Source organism: Chryseobacterium sp. 2P, assembly GCF_059579425.1.
Window position 1 is genome coordinate 910,149 of sequence record NZ_CM184194.1, and the last position, 18,424, is coordinate 928,572.

At 36.8% G+C, this 18,424-nt stretch carries 17 protein-coding genes and 1 other RNA gene; 7 read left to right on the forward strand and 11 right to left on the reverse strand.

Annotation, left to right across the window (positions count from 1 at the left end; genetic code table 11):
- Positions 1-146 precede the first annotated feature (146 nt).
- Positions 147-471: RNase P RNA component class A (rnpB, locus tag AC52CF_RS04075), an RNA gene on the forward strand.
- A 92-nt stretch (positions 472-563) separates the two neighbouring features.
- Here rnpB and AC52CF_RS04080 read toward each other — a convergent pair.
- Positions 564-1,436 (reverse strand): polyphosphate kinase 2 family protein, encoded by an 873-nt coding sequence (locus AC52CF_RS04080; RefSeq protein WP_496517896.1) that lies wholly within the window; start codon positions 1,434-1,436, stop codon positions 564-566.
- Between the two features lie 149 nt (positions 1,437-1,585).
- Positions 1,586-2,080 carry a DUF1573 domain-containing protein gene (locus AC52CF_RS04085; RefSeq protein WP_214590665.1) on the reverse strand — a complete coding sequence of 165 codons (495 nt, stop codon included), beginning with the start codon at positions 2,078-2,080 and terminating at the stop codon, positions 1,586-1,588.
- Between the two features lie 127 nt (positions 2,081-2,207).
- Here AC52CF_RS04085 and AC52CF_RS04090 point away from each other — a divergent pair, with 127 nt between their 5' ends.
- The 6 genes from AC52CF_RS04090 (at position 2,208) to AC52CF_RS04115 (ending at position 8,762) form a co-directional block, all read left to right on the forward strand.
- A complete protein-coding gene (locus tag AC52CF_RS04090; protein ID WP_214590664.1) occupies positions 2,208-4,826 on the forward strand; it encodes a valine--tRNA ligase in 2,619 nt (872 codons plus the stop codon).
- A gap of 67 nt (positions 4,827-4,893) precedes the next feature.
- A complete protein-coding gene (locus AC52CF_RS04095; RefSeq protein WP_496517897.1) occupies positions 4,894-5,529 on the forward strand; it encodes a DUF4241 domain-containing protein in 636 nt (211 codons plus the stop codon).
- Between the two features lie 83 nt (positions 5,530-5,612).
- Entirely contained in the window at positions 5,613-6,503 is an 891-nt protein-coding gene (locus AC52CF_RS04100; protein WP_214590662.1) for a PfkB family carbohydrate kinase, read from the forward strand.
- Positions 6,504-6,589: 86 nt separating this feature from the next.
- Positions 6,590-7,429, forward strand: coding sequence for an alpha/beta hydrolase family protein (locus AC52CF_RS04105; RefSeq protein WP_214590661.1), 840 nt, complete (start codon positions 6,590-6,592; stop codon positions 7,427-7,429).
- Positions 7,430-7,485: 56 nt separating this feature from the next.
- Positions 7,486-8,130: an HD domain-containing protein gene (locus AC52CF_RS04110; protein WP_214590660.1), complete on the forward strand. Its 645-nt coding sequence runs from the start codon at positions 7,486-7,488 to the stop codon at positions 8,128-8,130.
- A gap of 38 nt (positions 8,131-8,168) precedes the next feature.
- Complete coding sequence (locus tag AC52CF_RS04115; RefSeq protein WP_214590659.1) at positions 8,169-8,762, forward strand: hypothetical protein; 594 nt, start codon at positions 8,169-8,171, stop codon at positions 8,760-8,762.
- Positions 8,763-8,814: 52 nt separating this feature from the next.
- Here the strand turns inward: AC52CF_RS04115 and AC52CF_RS04120 are convergent, their stop codons facing one another.
- The 9 genes from AC52CF_RS04120 to AC52CF_RS04160 form a co-directional block, all read right to left on the reverse strand.
- A complete protein-coding gene (locus AC52CF_RS04120; RefSeq protein WP_235129828.1) occupies positions 8,815-9,045 on the reverse strand; it encodes a hypothetical protein in 231 nt (76 codons plus the stop codon).
- Positions 9,046-9,238: 193 nt separating this feature from the next.
- Entirely contained in the window at positions 9,239-10,129 is an 891-nt protein-coding gene (locus tag AC52CF_RS04125) for a DUF72 domain-containing protein (protein WP_214590657.1), read from the reverse strand.
- A 97-nt stretch (positions 10,130-10,226) separates the two neighbouring features.
- Positions 10,227-11,795, reverse strand: coding sequence for a hypothetical protein (locus AC52CF_RS04130; RefSeq protein ID WP_214590656.1), 1,569 nt, complete (start codon positions 11,793-11,795; stop codon positions 10,227-10,229).
- 9 nt (positions 11,796-11,804) lie between these two features.
- Positions 11,805-12,377, reverse strand: a complete 573-nt coding sequence (locus tag AC52CF_RS04135; protein WP_214590655.1) for a phage tail-like protein — start codon at positions 12,375-12,377, stop codon at positions 11,805-11,807.
- A 470-nt stretch (positions 12,378-12,847) separates the two neighbouring features.
- Positions 12,848-13,669 (reverse strand): phage tail-like protein, encoded by an 822-nt coding sequence (locus AC52CF_RS04140; protein WP_214590654.1) that lies wholly within the window; start codon positions 13,667-13,669, stop codon positions 12,848-12,850.
- Between the two features lie 16 nt (positions 13,670-13,685).
- Complete coding sequence (locus tag AC52CF_RS04145) at positions 13,686-14,489, reverse strand: phage tail-like protein (RefSeq protein WP_496517898.1); 804 nt, start codon at positions 14,487-14,489, stop codon at positions 13,686-13,688.
- Between the two features lies 1 nt (position 14,490).
- Complete coding sequence (locus tag AC52CF_RS04150) at positions 14,491-15,312, reverse strand: phage tail-like protein (protein ID WP_214590652.1); 822 nt, start codon at positions 15,310-15,312, stop codon at positions 14,491-14,493.
- 267 nt (positions 15,313-15,579) lie between these two features.
- Complete coding sequence (locus tag AC52CF_RS04155) at positions 15,580-17,238, reverse strand: ribonucleoside-diphosphate reductase subunit alpha (protein ID WP_076395972.1); 1,659 nt, start codon at positions 17,236-17,238, stop codon at positions 15,580-15,582.
- A gap of 207 nt (positions 17,239-17,445) precedes the next feature.
- On the reverse strand, positions 17,446-18,420 hold the full coding sequence (locus AC52CF_RS04160; RefSeq protein ID WP_214590651.1) for a ribonucleotide-diphosphate reductase subunit beta: 975 nt from the start codon (positions 18,418-18,420) through the stop codon (positions 17,446-17,448).
- Positions 18,421-18,424 lie beyond the last annotated feature (4 nt).

Sequence of the window (18,424 nt, forward strand, 5' to 3'; positions counted from 1 at the left end):
TGTCAATTTTACTTAGTAATTGAATGGTGAATTTTTTCTTTTCATTAAAGTGATTTTAAAGCTTTATAAATTGAGAATGAATTTAATTGACAATTCACAATCCACAAAATGTGGATTTAATTCACATTTTGCTATCTTTGCAGCCACGAGAAAATCGGCTTGTTGATTTCCCGTTTCACGGGAGGTAGGAAAGTCCGGACACCGTAGAGCAGCAAAGCGGATAACCTCCGTCACCCGCGAGGGTAGGACAAGTGCAACAGAAAGGATGTACAGTTCGGCTGTAGTGAAATCAGGTAAACTCTTTGTGGTGCAATGATAAGTATATCGGTTCTTTTCAGCAATGAAAATAGGAGTTGCTCGCTCTGAAAGCCGAGGGGTAATCAGCTAAAGTTTTGCAGCAATGTAAGATGCAGATAAATAACAGGCACTTCTTCGGAAGAACAAAATCCGGCTTATAGATTTTCTCGTGGTTTTTTAAGAGTTGGAAGTTAGAGGCTGTAAGAAGGAAGTTTTTAACGAAATCATTTAAACCTCCATCTTCAGGCTCCCGTCTTCCCTCCAATTTATTTCTCGCTTTCAAGTTGTTTTTTTGCTTCTTCTAAATCTTTACGATCCTCTTCAGACAATTTAGGATACTGCAGATTCATTTTTTCCAAAGCATCAATAATAATCTGTATCGCGGCAACTCTTGCAAACCATTTGTTATCAGCAGGAAGAACATACCAAGGCGCGTAATCTTTTGAAGTTTCATTAATTGCTGTTTCATAGCATTCCATATATTTATCGAATAAAGCTCTCTCCGGAAGATCCGCGGTGGAAAATTTCCAGTTTTTTTCCTGTTCGTTAATTCTGTCCAGAAGTCTTTTCTTTTGCTCGTCCTTAGAAACATTCAGGAATATTTTTATAACGGTCGTTCCGTTTTGGGCAAGATGCTTTTCAAAATTTCTGATGCTTTCATAGCGGTTTTCCCAGAATTTATCATCAAAATCTTTAACAGATTTCCATGTTTTTTCGCTTAAATTATACTCAGGATGAACTTTACAGACCAATACACTTTCATAATGAGAACGGTTAAAAATTCCGATCATCCCTTTTTGGGGTAGTGCCAAATAATGTCTCCACAAAAAATCATGCGAGTATTCTTTCGAAGTAGGAGTTTTGAAGCTCGTCACATTGCAGCCTTGCGGATTTACTCCCCCGAAAACGTGCTCAATCATGCTGTCTTTTCCTGCAGCATCCATTGCCTGAAGTACCACCAAGAGAGACCGGCTTCCATCCGAATATAACTTCTCCTGAAGCTCACGAAGTTTTTCTTTTTCATTTAATAATAATTGTTCGCCTTCTTCTTTGGTAAGTTTTCCTTTGTACTCCGTTGAAGCTTTTTTAATGGAAAATTTTCCTTTTACCAAAAAATCGTCTGAAAAGTTAGTGTCCATGTTTATTTTAAATTATTAAAAGATTAAAGATTAATTTTGGCCGCAATCCATAGTTAAAAACCGCTAACCATCAATTAACTTAAATATAAATGTAATAAAAAAACCGCCTCCATGAGACGGTTTCATTTATTTTAGTAAAGATTTTACCATTATGCAGCAGTTTTAGCAGCAGCTTTAGCCGCTTTTTTTGCTTCCTTCTTTGCAGCTTTAGCCGCAGCTTTCTCTTCTTTAGCTTTAGCCTTCAATTCCTCAGGAGTCAATGGTTTTGGATCCGGAGCATTTGGATCTACGTTTCCTTTAATGTAGATTACGCTTCTGCTGTTTACAGGATCGTTAGAAAATACTTCAATCATTTTGTTGAAACCACCATTAATTCCGGTATTGTATCCTACCTTTATTTTAGCTGATTTTCCCGGCAGAATCGGATCCTGGCTGAATTCAGGCGTTGTACATCCGCAAGATGCTTTTACATTCGATAAGATAAGAGGCTTGTCTCCCGTATTGGTTACCGTGAAAAACCTGATGCCGTCTGAACCTGGTTTTACATTTCCGTAGTCGAAAGTAGTTTTGTCAAACGTAATCGTTTGTGCAGATGCAAGAGCGAAGGTTCCGAATAATGCAATTCCTGCGATTAATTTTTTCATATTCTTGAATATTAAATATGTTGTTAGATAAATTTTGAGAAACAAAGTTAAAAATTATTTTAATTCATACTTAAAATATTTTTCTTTAGACTATTTTTGCAAATTGTAAATTAAAGTAAAAGAATTTATGCAGATTTCAGAAAAGTACAATCCACAGGAAACAGAACAAAAGTGGTACAATTACTGGTTGGAAAATAAATACTTCCATTCAGAACCCAATGACAAGCCGCCTTATACTGTTGTAATTCCTCCGCCAAACGTTACGGGGATTTTGCACATGGGGCATATGCTTAACAATACCATTCAGGATGTGCTGGTCCGTCGTGCAAGAATGCAGGGCTTTAATGCTTGCTGGGTTCCGGGAACAGATCATGCTTCTATTGCTACAGAAGCGAAAGTGGTTGCTAAACTGAAGTCTGAAGGAGTCAATAAATCTGATATTACAAGAGAAGAGTTTTTAAAGCACGCCTGGGAATGGACTGATAAATACGGAGGAACAATTCTTGAGCAGCTTAAAAAATTAGGATGTTCATGCGACTGGGACAGAACCCGCTTCACCATGGAGCCGAAACTTTCTCAACAGGTAATTAAATCTTTTGTTGATCTTTACAATAAAGGATTGATTTACCGTGGGTACAGAATGGTCAACTGGGATCCCGAAGCAAAAACCAACATTTCTGATGAAGAAGTAATCTTTAAAGAACAGAACGGAAAATTATATTTCCTGAAATATGCCATTGAGGGATCAGAAGAATTCCTTTCGGTTGCCACAACACGTCCTGAAACCATTTTCGGGGATACTGCAGTGTGTATCAATCCTAATGATGAGAGATACGCTCATTTAAAAGGTAAAAAAGTAATCGTACCAATCGTTAACAGGGTAATTCCGATTATCGAGGACGAATATGTGGATATTGAATTCGGAACAGGGGCTTTGAAAATTACGCCTGCTCATGACATCAATGACTACGAAATAGGACAGAAACATAATCTCCAGATGATTGATGCTTTAGATGATGACGGAAATCTGAACGATCACGGTTTACACTACGCCAGAAAAAACAGATTCGAGGTAAGAAAGCAGATTGCGAAAGAACTGGAAGAAAAAGATCTTTTGCTGAAAGCAGAAGATTACGTAAATAAAGTAGGAACTTCAGAAAGAACTGGTGCGGTAATCGAGCCTAAAGTTTCTGTACAGTGGTTCCTGAAAATGTCTGAAATTGCAAAACCAGCTTTGGATGTTGTAATGGATGATGAGGTTAAATTTTATCCTGAAAAGTTTAAAAATACCTACAAACACTGGATGGAAAACATCCGCGACTGGAATATTTCCCGACAGCTTTGGTGGGGACAGCAAATTCCTGCGTTCTATTATGGTGACGGAGAAAACGATTTCGTTGTTGCAGAAACTATCGAAGAAGCTTTGGCATTAGCCAAAGAGAAAACTCAAAACCCTGAACTCGAAATTCAAAATTTAAAACAAGACGAAGACGCTCTTGATACATGGTTCTCATCATGGTTATGGCCAATGTCGGTTTTCGATGGGTTGCTTGATCCTGAAAACAAAGACATCAGTTATTATTACCCGACTTCAGACCTAGTAACAGGTCCGGATATTATTTTCTTCTGGGTGGCAAGAATGATTATGGCAGGACTGGAGTACAGAAAAGAAGTTCCGTTTAAAAATGTTTATTTCACAGGGATTGTAAGAGATAAGCAGCGAAGAAAGATGTCTAAATCTTTAGGAAATTCACCGGATCCGCTGGAATTAATGGATAAATATGGAGCAGACGGAGTTCGTGTAGGAATTTTATTAAGTTCTGCAGCCGGAAACGACCTTCTTTTTGATGAAGATTTGATGCTTCAGGGAAGAAACTTCATGTCAAAGATCTGGAGTGCTTTCCGATTGATCAATATGTGGAACCATGAAGATAAGCCTGCCAATTCAACAGAACTTCAGGCAATTGAATGGTTTGAAAATAAATTAAATAAAACAATTGCTGAGATCAACGATCAGTTTGAAAAGTTCAGAATTTCTGATGCTTTACATTTAATTTATAAATTAATTTGGGATGATTTCTGCGGTTATTATCTTGAATCAATTAAACCAAACTACGGTGAAGGTATTTCAAAAGATGTTTATAACAAAACAGTTGAGCTTTTTGAGGAATTAATGAAGCAGGTTCATCCGTTTTTACCTTTCCAGTCAGAAGAAATCTGGCAATTAATATCTGAAAGAAAAGCAGAGGAAGCATTGGTTATTGCGCAGCAGAAAAAAGCAGGCGAATTTAATGAAGAAATAATTCGAAAGTTTGAATTTGCTTCAGAAATTATTTCCGGCGTTAGAAATTACCGTCAGACAACTAAAGGGGTTTCACCTAAAGATCCTGTAGAAGTTTATACCAATGCTTCAGAATTTCCTAACGAATCAGTGATTAAGAAATTGGCCAATGTTTCAGAAATTCATTTCGGAACAAAAACGGATAAGCCGAGCTTTACATTTTTGGTAGGCGCAACAGAAATTTCAATTCCATTAAGTGAAAATTTAGATTTGGGAGAAGAGAAAACGAAAACAGAAGAAGAATTAAAATATCTGAAAGGATTTTTGATCTCTGTAGATAAAAAACTTTCCAATGAAAAATTTGTTGCCAACGCAAAACCTGAAGTTGTTGAGACGGAACGAAAAAAGCAAAAAGACGCTCTTGACAAAATTGCAATTTTGGAAGAGAAGCTGAAAAGTTTATAATAATAAGGTTTAGGTTAAAGCTGAGTCTTAAGCTTAGCTTTAACCTAAATCTTAGCCTAAATATGACATGACACACATAGAAAACATCAAAAAACTGTTCTCCAAAAACTTCGTAGAAAGCCCGTTACTGGAAAGCTTTGAAGTTGGGAAAATTTATCTTTCCAGCGGAAAACTTGTTGCCTGTGATCCTCTGATTATAAATGACATGAAACCTTTCTCCATAACATTTCCGAAGGGAGATTTTTCGGTTTTACTGCATAAGGAAAGGGAAAGCAATTGTGTGGCGTATGCCGAAATTATTTTTAGCCAGTCGGAAATTACAGACTGGAAACTGGCAACGACAGAAGGACAGAATATTAAAGATCTTGAGGAAGGAGAAGTTTTCGGATATCCTGTAGAAAGCGGGATGGGCTGCTTTATGGATGTGGATACACAGAATAATCTTAACGAGCTCGAACAAAGACTGTATCACAGCAAAGGAGTCGATTTTATGGGGATTTATGAAGAATTTTTTCATGAATATTTCTTTGATGAAAAAGGAGCAATCGATCAGTTTGCTTTTTTAAAGCCGTCTGAAAACCATCCGGGAACTATTTTTGCTTTTGAAACAGGATATGGTGAAGGTTTTTATGCAAGTTACATCGCCTGCGATAAAAATAACAATCCTGTAAAAATCATCACAGAATTTATTGAAATTAGTTAATAGTCATTAATTTTTTTTGAAATTCTAATTTCATATTATAAATTTGTACAAATCACGGAATATTAAACCATTAAGAAACACTAATGAATTTTTCCTCAGAACAGCCAAGAATTATCGTTGTAGGAAGCTCTTCGATTGATCTTGTTTTAGAAACCGAAAAAGTTCCCTGTGAGAACGAAACGGTTATTGCCCGAAAATCCGAAAGTTACTTTGGTGGAAAGGGAGCCAATCAGGCAGTTGGTGCAGCACGTTTGGGAGCAAGCGTCTACTTTGTAGGCTGTGTGGGTATGGATCCGCTTGGTCAGCAGATCATGAGAAATATGGTGAACGAAAATGTGAATGTAGGCTTTGTCTTCGAAACAGATCGTGAGTCAACCGGTACAGCTTATGTAACTACCTCAGACGGAAACGCGGCAATTGTTGTGGTTCCCGCAGCCAATAACTATCTTAGTGTAGAACATGTGGAAGCGGCAGATAAATATTTTCATACAGCAGATCTTGTTCTTCTTCAGCTTGAAGTTTCTATGAAAGTGATTGAGTATACCGTAAAAAAAGCCAAGAAATATGGTAAAAAAGTAGGTATGTATGCTTCACCTGCACAGCGTCTGAGCGATGAAATTCTAAATAATGTAGATTTTCTTGTGGTAAAAAGCAATGAACTGCATATCGTTTTCGGAGAAGAGCAGAGAGAAGAAATTCTTAAAAAATATTTTAATAAAGTTTTTGTACGAGACGACATTAATTCTACCATTTATTTCGACGGTACAGAAATGAAATACTGTAGAAACGACAAGGATAAAACTGCTTATAAAATGGGAATGGGAGATGCTTTTACGGTAGGATTTTCTATTGCTTTGTGCCATAAAAATTCGATAGCGGAGTGTGTGAAATTCGGGAATGAAGTTTCGGCAAGAGTTTCTGAATCAAAAGGCTCTCAATGTTGTCTTCCCAGACTTTCAGATTTTATTTCATAAGCTATTTGCTACATATCGAAAGTTTTAAACTTAACATAAAATATAAAGTAAAATTTCCACTTTTATAGTGGATTTTTTCTTTTACCATGAAAAAGCTTACATTTACTACATCTGATAATGTTTCAATAGCTGCCCATCTGTTTTTGCCTGAAAAAAGCAATCGTAAACTATTGCTTATCAACTCTGCAACCGGGGTAAAACAACAGATTTATTTTTCCTTTGCCAAATTTTTTTCCGAAAACGGATTTACGGTCATCACTTACGATTATCGTGGAATCGGGCTTTCAAAACCTGAAAATATGAGAGGATTTCATGCTTCCATGAGAATCTGGGGTTCGAAAGATTTTAAAGCAGTTACAGATTATATTCAGAAAAATTTTAATGATTATCAGAAATATTGCCTGGGACATTCCGTAGGTGCTTTAATTTTAGGAATGAATAAAGATGCTGAAATTTTTGAAGAATTTTTCTTCGTGGGAACCCAGAATGCTTTTGTGGGACATTTAAAATTCAAAACGAAAATAGAAGCTTATCTTGGTTTTGGAATTGCCCAGCCTCTAACTACCGCATTATTAGGCTACTTCCCCGGAAATTGGTTCGGACTCGGAGAAAGTCTCCCGAAAAATTGCGCATATGACTGGAGAACCTTAATTTTAAACAGAAAATCGACCAACGGTTTACTGGAAAAAATTGATGATTATTCTAAAAGTTTAAGACAAAAGGTATTTGTTATTCGTGCTGAAGACGATGCCTGGCTCACAGAAAAAGGCGTAAAAAGTCTTATGAATGATACCTATCCGAACCTTAAGCCAACTTACAGACTTGTGAAAACTTCTGAATCGGAAAAAGGTGAAATAGGACACATCAATTTTTTCAGAAGTTACAATAACAAACTGTGGAATATTATTTTAAATGAAATTCCGTAACGAAACATTTTTCTTTCTGACGTGTTGGTCGCCAAATATTTAAAATGATTGATATAATGAAGAATCTGATTGAAAACACGGTAGAATTTGTAAAAGAAAAACTGGAAGGAGCAGAAGCGGGACATGACTGGTTTCATATCGAAAGAGTATGGAAATTATCCAAAAAAATTGCTGAAACCGAAAATTGTAATCATGAAGTGGTAGAACTGGCAGCTTTGCTTCACGATATAGCCGATCCCAAATTTCATAACGGCGATGAAACGCTTGCTTTGAAAGTTTCCCGTGAATATCTCGAAAGCCAGAACGCCGGAGAAGAATTAATTGAGCAGGTTTTGTTCATTATTAAAAATATTTCCTTTAAAAACAGGGGAGAAGTTCCCAAAAATCTTCCTGTTGAACTGAAAATTGTTCAGGATGCAGACCGGATTGATGCTATAGGAGCCATCGGTATCGGAAGAACATTCAATTTCGGAGGCTTTAAAAATAATCCGATGTATGATCCTCATATAGAGCCTAAACTCAATATGTCTAAAGAAGAGTATAAAAAATCCAACGGAACAACCATCAACCATTTCTACGAAAAGCTTTTACTGCTTAAAGATCTTATGAATACGGAAAAAGGAAAAGAAATTGCTGCCGAAAGACACGATTTTATGCTGAAATTTCTCGATCAGTTCTACAAAGAGTGGAATGTCGATTAGTATTCTTTTAAAAGTCTTTAAATAAGTATCTTTGCAGTATGGTATTTATTGTTCTGGTTATCTTCTGGGCTTCTGTTTTTTCTCTCCTTCTTTCTAAGCTGAAGAAAGGGAAAGGCGCAGAGTGGGCAAAATTATTCCGTATCGTTACGATTATTTTTTCATTTTCAATTTTTACCTACTGGTTTATTAAGAAAAGTACTATAGGTATTGTGGAAAATTCGGTAGCGCTTCAGGTTATTAACAAACTTCCGCAGCCACTGGATTTTTATGTACTCACCTTAAATGATGCTGAAGCCGGCAAAGTAATAGAAACAAAACATCTCGGAAAAATCCGCCCGGAGTATTACAGGATAGAATATCTGAAGATGGATAAATCTGATGAATATTGGGTAGTAGGGTATCTGGGTAAAAAGAATCTTGTTTATTTTTCTCAGAATTCGGTTCCGAATAAAAATATAGATCAGATCATTGAAGTTCAGAATTATATTATTCAGAGTTCAAAGCTTTCGGATCTGGCAAAAAAGCAGATTGATACGTACAACCATGAAAATGTGAAGCTCGGAATCTGGATCACTTTAGATTTTCTGCTTTTGTTTCTCAACATCATGCTTTTGCTGCGAAAAAGAAAATAAAAAATCCCAGGCTTTAGTAAAGATTGGGACTTTTTAATGCATTTTAAAAGATTTAGGGATAGTCTAAAATAATCATAATTCTTTCTTTGTGCTCTTCCGGACAGTTTTTAATCAGTTTGTCTTTATTCTGCTTACTGATCTGTTTAGGTTCAAGCCATTCCGTAACGTCGGAACTTAAGCTGTTGTTGTCATAAGTTCTTTTTATTTTTTCGTCTTCATAAAAAGTATATTCGTCTCCGAGCCAGTTACTCGTTATACTTATTGTACAAATTTCCTTTTCCATACTGTTATTGGTTTTTATTGTGATTTGATAATATAGAATCTCTTCTTTCTAATTTACTAATTATAACAATATGAATGAAGCTTTTAGAGTAATTTTTTTTACAGACAAAAAAGTGAATTATTTATAGTGAAAGTGTACTTTTTATTATCAATTATCCCACTTATTAGTGAATAAAATTAAAATTTGTTAAACTTTAAAATAAAGTTCCTGTACTTTCGGTTGCCATTTTTGGTATGTGAATGTCTTGTTTCCACTCTTCATTCACTTTTTTAATGAAATAAGCGGAAAGCAGGGGAGAGGCTTTTTCAATATTCTGATGAACAAAAAAGTACAGATTCTGCAAACCTTCCTCTTTCCATCGGGTAAGATGTCGCATCCAGTCGTCCAGTCTGTCATAATCACTTTCTGCGTTAGCTCCTACATAACGAATGAATGCATTGGGTGTAGTGAGGCGCATATGCAGCATATCTCTTCTTCCTGCCGTATCTACAATAATATTGGTGATGTTGTTTTCTTCGAATAAGTCACATGTTTTATTAAGGATCTCTTCATCCGTAAACCAGTCTGTATTTCTCAGTTCGATTGCAAGAGGAACTTCCTTTGGCCAGTTTTTTACAAATTTTTCCAGTCTTTCATAATCTTTTGGTTTAAAATTATCATGAAGCTGAAGGAAAACCATTCCCAGTTTTTCATCAAAATTTAAAACGGCTGTAGCGAACTGTGTTACCACATCATCAATATTTAAAAGTCTTCTGAAATGAGATACCGTATTTGTGATTTTGGGAAAAAATTTAAAATCAGCCGGAGTTTTTTCTTTCCATGTCTGCACTTGTTCCGGAGTTGGCATACCGTAAAAAGTTGCATTCAGTTCAATAGAATTAAACTGAGTTGCATAGTACGTAAGTTCGTCTTTTGTACCCTTAGGATAAAATCCTTTAAGATCTGTTTTATTCCATTTTGCACATCCTATGGAAATGTTTTCCAGCCCGCTTTTATTCCTGCTCAAAATTTCTTTGGTTCTTGGATGGTCTTTTGGTAACGTAAAATCTATCTTTGAAGGATCTTCAACTTGTCCGAATTTCATATCTGAATATTTTTAGAATTAATATGTAAAACAAAGATAAAAATAAAACCACAGAAAATTTTCTGTGGTTTGCCGGATTATATAATTGGTGAGGTTTTTACTGTACTCCCTGTGTTACCATTTTATTCGATACTACCGAATAAACACATCCCGTTGTTTTTAATGTAACGGTAATAGTTGCCGGAACTGATCTGTAGGCGGTATCACCATAAGGCTCCACGATATTGCCATTAGAATCTTTAAGCGTTTTTCCTTTTATCGTATATGTCATTGTTGCTGTTCCTGTAAATCCACTTGATGGAGTAAATGTAACTATTCCGGTACTTTTATTATAGCTCCATGTTCCTTCAGGAGTTACCTTTCTTCGGTATAAAGTAAGGTCGGTATCCCCTGTTTTTGTAAAGCTGAATGTCGTTTTATCAATATTATTTTTACTTCCTGTAGGCGGAGTTGTAATACTAATAGGACCTTTGTATGCAATATCATTATCCAAAACCGGGATTGAAACTGGCTGGAGTTTACATGTGGTAGCTGCATCATCATTGGCAACAGCAGAATAAGGCAATGTTAGTTTCACATTTCGGATAATATGCTGTTGGTAAGCAGCTCCGGTTGAAGCAGCAAACCCCAGTTTTAAAAATGAAGGTACTGTAGCATTTAAAGTCTGGTTTGTAGCCGCGCCTTCAGTATCTGAACTGTTAAAGTCGGTTACAGCCGGATTCGCATTTTCGGTGTACGGAATTGATGTTTTATAATGATAATAATCAATGATATTAATTGGTGTTCCGTTTTGTGTGGTCTGAATATCGACTTTAATATCGAAGCCGTCTGTAGTAGTTGCCGTTACAAAATGAGGAATCAGATCCAGAAGCACTTTTCTGAATTCACCGTTTCCGTTTCTCAAATCAAATACAGAAGACAGGGTATTAGTGGTTGTGGCATATGATCTGTCTGTCTGTAGTATTCTTCCTACCGTTCCTGTGTTACTTAATGTGGATCTCGTTACTAAAACAGGATATCCTGTATATCCGTCTCCCAAACCATTGGTATTGATGACAGCTCCTTTTGCTCCCCTTAAAGTAACATGGCTTGCCCCTTGGCTCCATGTAACTCCGGCAATACCGTTTACTCTCGATTCTCCCTGAAAACGTTTAGATTTAAAATTTCCGAATTCATCCAAAGCGATTCCGAGATATGCTCCTGACAACCCCGTTTTTCTAAAAGAAGAAAAATCGTTTTTTGCTCTGTTATATGCATATCCTAAACCAGCACCGGGAGCACCGATTGTAGGAGTGGTAACAGATCCGTCATAAAGGAAAAAGGATAACCCGTCTCCATACGAGCCACTGAACGGAGCACCGGATTTCATGTCGTATTCGAATTCTACGTGTAAACCATTCACCGAAGTAAATGTTCTGCCGTTAATAAACAATCCTCCGAACTGGCTGGAACTTGCCGGTGTAAGCTGTACTCCTGTTGCGGTATGAGAGGCGCTTCCCTGTATGGTAAGTTCAGATGCCGATGAAGCATTCATTAATGAACTGGAATACGAGTAAAATCCATAAATACTGGCAACTTCTGTACTGTCTGTCTGTGCATACATGAGATTTGTAAGCAAGGTAAAGATAAGGCTCATCAAAGACAGCCCTGTGAAATTCTTTTTCATGATGTTTACTTATTTTACGACAAAAACAATGTTAATAAAAGAAGCAGGCGTTGCATTTGCCAGTACATCATAGTTTAAAACCCCTGTATTGCTGATGCTGTTAATTCTGAATACAGTAGAATCATACCCTGTTACATAATAATAAAGATCCGTTGCGTTAGGGAAAAAAGGAATTGTTGCAGGCGCAGAGGTACTTCTCGCATTTGTAGGGATATTCGAAAACTGATTTTTATACAGTGTATACAAATCTTTCGTCTGTCCTGACGCAATAGTGGTAGTGTCGAAAACCACACTCGGCATGTAGAAAAATCTCGCCGAATAAGGTGAAAGACATACCCAGTCCGGAGTGGCAGGAGTACCAACGTTTTGGCTTATACACTTTTTATTGGTATCAAAAATAACCAAGCCCGTTGCAGGATTAGTAACCAGTGAAAGGTTGCTGATTCTCGGCAGTAACAGACCTTTTGAACTGCTTGTAATGTCTAAAGAAGAGCTGGGATCAGGTGAACTTGTATTTATACCAACTTGTGCGGTAATGCTGTAAGAAAACATTACCAAAATTAGAGTGATAATTTTGTTCATTAGAAATAATTTTTTTGTGTTTTTAATATTGATAAACTTTTTATCAATACAATTAATTAAGGTTTCTTTTGTGTGTTTTTATGTTATAAATAAATTCATTTATAATCTTCAAGATTTATGAATGAACTATTTGTTTTTTATTTTCAAAACAACATTTGTTTTATTAATTTAATTAAAATTTCAATTTATAGTTGTGTTTTTAACAATAATAAACTTTGTTGTTAACAAAATACATTTGCAAATATACAAAAAATTTGTTTTTAAAAATATATAAAGCGCAGAGATGCAGTAATTTGATTCACTGGTTAGGGATTGAAAAAGCTATATTTTCAATATTTACAGGTGATTACGCTGGGATACATATTTTTATTTCTTAAATGTTAAAGTTATATTAAAATTTTTTAGGATTAAAAATACCTTGTCTTTCAAGTAATAGAAAACAGTTTGTTACTGTTGCTTTCAGATTATTTTTACTGTCCTAAATAAACAAAAATATAGGCAGATAAATATTTTGGCTGCAGATTAAGGGGAGTACCCGATCCGCCTGTAGAAATTGAGAATGTATGGGTATGAGCTCCTGCAGATGAAGTTGTAGATGTCGTGGCATCATTGTCTACCACCGTTTTAGTATTTCCGGCTTCAACACTGTTTACTATTCCGCTTGCCCTGTCGTTATAGGTATGGCTGTGCGCTCCGGTGTTTGAAGTTGTCGCATTATAAGTAATATTCGGAAGATTGGCCTGTGTAAGGGTAACAGCTGTATTTCCGCCCGTTGCTCCTAATGTTTCCGATGCAGATTTCGCTTTTAAATACCTGTCTGAACTGTCGGGAAGTGAAGCTGTAAAGCCCAATGAAGACGCAGCAGACTGTGCAGTTGCAGACAAGGTAGAAACTGCTCTTCCGTTTAAGAGATACCATCCGTCATGATCTGTCGCTACGTTGCTGTATTTTATGTCTCCCACAGTAGGTATTTGTACTTCCATTTTATTCCATGAACTTCCGTCATTATAATAAATCCCGGGAGTAACACTCGTAAGTGTGGTTGCAGTAGTGGTATTTGTATTATAAACCGTCATTCCGGTAATATGACCTGGAAAAGGGCTCGGATTGTCAGTAGTTATCAACGAAACCTTGGGCATTAAAAGTCCTTTATTGTTATTTTTAGAATAAATTTCCAGCAAAGCATTCGGATTTGGAGTAGGATTGCCGGGAGTTCCGTTTGTAATAAGAACCTGTGCAGAAAGAAACGAAGTAAAAGAAGTTAATATGATGGCGAAAATTATTTTTTTCATTGTTTAAATTTTTGTGTTATTTTCCTAGATAAATAAAATACTGAACCACCAAATGTTTTGGGTATTGCATAATCGCGGTATTGGTTCCTCCGCTTGCTACGGAAATTGTGTGGCTGTGATCTCCTGCGGCTGCCGTAGTTCTTACTTCTGTATCAATTGTTCTTGTTGTATTAATGCTGCCTGCATTATAGTTCCAGTAGTTTACGCCCCGATTGGTATAGCTGTGGGTGTGCGCTCCTGAAGAAGCCGTAGTTCCCGTAATGTTTACATTCGGAAGATTAGCCTGTGCGATGGAGAAAGAATTGCTTCCTCCTGTTGAGGATACTGCCTCAGAAGTATTTTTACCTTTTAAAATCCGGTCGCTTGAACTTGGAAGTGTTGTACTGAAGCCTAAAGCCGCTGCATTGGTCTGGCTGATTGAAGGCAGGGTGGAAATATTTCTTCCGTTAAGCAGATACCATCCGTCATGGTCGGTTGTTGCCATGCTGGATTTTAGATCGCCGATTTTAGGAAGATCATTATTAATGGACATTAAAACCCACTTGGTCCCATCATTATAATACAACCCGGGAATAACATTATTGGGAGATGTTCCTGCTGTCGCGGTATTGTATACCCACATCCCTTCCACATTGCTTCCGAAAGGTGCTGCAGACGTGGTTGAAGTAAGTGCGACAGTATTCATCAGAAAACCTTTATTGGTACTACTCAGTTCCAGAACAGCAGAATTTGACGGATTAGAAGTTCCAATACCCACTTGGGCTTTGTGTGCAACAAATAAAAATGCAGCAATACATGTATATAAAAATTTTGTCTTCATACTAGTTTCCTAAATAGATAAATACGTTCGTAATAATATTATTTGGCTGCATACTTACAGGCTGGCTGCTTCCCAAAGTAAAACTTAAACTGTGGGTATGATTTCCATCGGTACTTGTCGTATCATTTACACTCGATGTATCAGAAATAGGATTATTGGTTCCGGATACTACGCCGTTTGTAGTGGAATTTAAAGGGTTATCTGTATACGTATGCGTATGATTTCCTGTAGTATTTGTTGTTCCCGTGAAGGTTACGTTAGGAAGATTGGCTTGTGTTAAAGTAAAAGTATCAGCTCCGGAAACTGCTGCTAGATTGTCTGTACCGCTTGTATTTTTAAGAAAACGGTCTGTAGCATCCGGTAAATTGGTGGTAAAGCCCAATGCTGTAGCTCTGGCTCTGGCATTTGTACTCAAAGTGCTTATTGCTCTTCCGTTGAGAAGATACCATCCATTATGGTCTGCTGCCTGAAATCCGTTTTTAATGTCTCCTGCTTTTGGAGTTTTTGCAGATAATTTTACCCAGCCGGATCCTGTGTTATAATACATTCCCGGAGTTACATTATTCGGTGCAGTGCCTGCTGTTGCTGTATTATAAACGATCATTCCCGCAACATGAGCATTCATCGGAGCAGCTAAAGTGGTAGACTGAAGAGCAATTCTTGTAAGCAGAAAGCCTTTGTTGTTGGATGAATTTTCTAATTGTAAGATGCTTTCCGAATTTACGGCTCCAGAAGAATTGGAGATTTTTACCTGAGCATTAGACTGAAAAGAAGTGAATAGAATTAATGTGATAAATCCATTAACTTGAAAATATTTTCGCATAATATTCGTTTGAAATAATTTTTTGTGTTATTTTTTGCAAATGTATGAAAAAAATATATTTTACTGTCAATTGAAAATCAATGCTGAAATCAGAAATATTTATCTGTAAAGAATAGTCTTTGCATGTTTCCTTTATTCACGGCAGATTCTACAGGATATTTTATAACAGATCATGAAATTAATACAATATTAATTTTTTCTTAACATAAAAAAGCACGCTGAAAAAGCGTGCCCGATTGAATATGTAATGTTTATTATTTGAGTATCTTATGCTTCACAAGCTGTGCAGGTAACAAAATTTACCATCATTTCTTTAGAAACAGAAGAACTTCTTTGATAATAAAGGGTTTTTACACCTTTTTTCCATGCTTCGATATAAAGATAGTTCACATCTTTTACCGGCATTGTAGAAGGGATCTGAAGGTTCAGAGACTGCGCCTGATCAATGTATTGTTGTCTTTGGGCTGCCTGAGAAATAATCTCCATCGGAGAAATTTCCTTGAATGTTTTAAACACTGCTTTCTCTTCATCCGTTAACTCCTTCAAATGTTGTACCGAACCGTGATTCAACATGATCGTTCTCCACGTTTCTTCGTTATCAAGCCCTTTTTCCTCCAGTAATTTTGCAAGATATTTGTTCTTACGCATGAAGTTTCCTTTCGCAAGACCAGCTTTATAATAATTCGAAGCAAACGGTTCGATTCCCGGAGAAGTCTGTCCTAAGATCGCAGAACTTGACGTTGTAGGCGCAATGGCCATGGTTGTCGTATTTCTTAATCCGTAACCTTTCAGCAATTCCGGCTCTCCGTAAATATTGGCAAGCTCTCTTGAAGCCTGCTCTGCCTGTTCTTTAATTCTTCTGAATGCTCTTGCATTAAATTGTGTAGCCTCAAAACTTTCAAAAGGAATCATGTTTTTCTGAAGGTAAGAATGATATCCTAAAACTCCTAAACCAAGCGCTCTGTGACGCATTGCGAAGTTTCTTGCACCCTGAAGATAATAGTTTCCTTCCGTTTTGTCGATAAATTCAGATAAAACAGCATCTAAGAAATAGATTGCTAATTTCACCGCGTCTGTATCTTTCCATTCATCATACAATTCCAAGTTCATGGAAGATAAACAACAGATGAAGGATTCTTCTCTTGTAGAAGGAAGCATGATTTCAGAGCAAAGGTTACTTGCATTTACAGTAAGTCCTAAGTCTTTGTAAACCTGTGGTTTATTTCTGTTAACGTTATCCGTAAAGAAAATATAAGGAAGCCCTTTTTGCTGGCGGCTTTCCAGTACTCTTGCCCAGACTTTACGCTTTTCCATATCGCCATCAATCATATCCTGCATCCAGTAATCCGGAACACAAACTCCTGTAAATAAATTCTGGATCGGACTTCCGATGTCTTTGATGGATAAAAATTCTTCAATATCTCCGTGATCGATGTCTAAGTAAGCTGCAAAAGCTCCTCTTCTTACGCCACCCTGAGAAACAACGTCCATTGCCGTATCAAACAGTTTCATGAAAGAAACCGCTCCCGAAGATTTTCCGTTATCGGTAACCGCAGTTCCTCTGTTACGAAGCTCCCCGAAATATCCCGAAGTTCCGCCCCCGATTTTGGTCTGCATGATGACTTCGCCCATTTTATGGGTAATTCCTTCAATGCTGTCCGGAATGTGAACATTGAAACACGAAATAGGAAGACCTCTCTGTGTCCCCATATTTGCCCAAACAGGAGATGAGAAACTGATCCATCCTTTCGTGATCATTTCTTTGAAAGCAGGCTGAAGTTCCGGCTTATATAATCTTTTGGCAGCAGCAGTGGTAATTCTGTCGATGGCTCCGTCTACAGTTTCACCCTTCAGCAAATAACCTCTGTTCAGCATTTGCTCAGACTCTTCATTGAGCCACCATATGTTGTTGTTTTGTTCTTCCATTTTAATTAAGATAATGGGTTAAAAATTTTGAGGAATGATGGTAATTCTTTCCAGCTAAATATTATTCCTAAAATTATCACTACGATGTATATAAATCGTTGCGATATCGAAATGGATAAGCCTTGTAGATTACCCCATTTCTCGATTTTAATTTTAACCATATATATTATTGTTAAAAAATTTTTTCGAGAAAATGATTCTATTTAATTAAAACAAATCGTTCGCGGTAATACTCTTATCGTGCTTTGTATAATCTACCGGTCTTTTCGCAAAGAAATCATCCATAGAATTGGCGAAAACTTCCTCTTCGAACCAAACCATCGGTCTGTACTGTTCAGGAGTTACGTTGTATCTTGTTTTCATGTTGATTTTCTTTAAACTGTCGTCTACACGGTATTTCATGAAGTTTAATAAATCTTCTTTAGAAACGTTGTCGATTTCACCCAATTCAAAGATCCAGCTTAAAATATCACCTTCTCTTTCGATTGATTCATCAACCAGAGTATAAATATCCTCGATGTCGCTGTCTGTTAAAAGATCAGGCTGTTCTTCCCTGATTTTGTTGATTAAGAAAATTCCTGCGTTGGCGTGGATCTGCTCATCTACAGAAGTCCATGCGATGATATTGGAAACATTTTTCATAAACCCTTTAAATCTTGTGAAAGAAAGGATAATGGCAAATTGAGAGAAAAGAGAAACGTTTTCTACCAGAATACTGAAAAGCAACAATGCAGAAACATATTCTTTCGGTGTTGCGGAGTTTGCGTGTTTTAAGGCGTTTCCTAAGAATTCAATTCTGCTTTTTACGGCAGGGATTTCTACTACATTAAGGAATTCGTCGTTATATCCCAACACTTCCAGCAATCGGGAATACGCTTCCGAATGACGGAATTCGCATTCTGCAAAAGTAGCTCCCAAACCATTCAGTTCAGGCTTTGGAAGATGAGTGTACAGATTTCCCCAGAATGTCTTTACAGACACCTCAATCTGTGCAATGGCTAAAAGTGCATTTTTTACAGCGTGTTTTTCGTGCGGCTCCAACTGCGAATGAAAATCCTGAACATCTGCAGTAAAGTCCACTTCGGAATGCACCCAGAACGATTTGTTGATTGCCTCTACAAATTGAAGAACCTCAGGGTATTCAAATGGCTTGTAACTTACTCTCTTATCAAAAATTCCCATATTA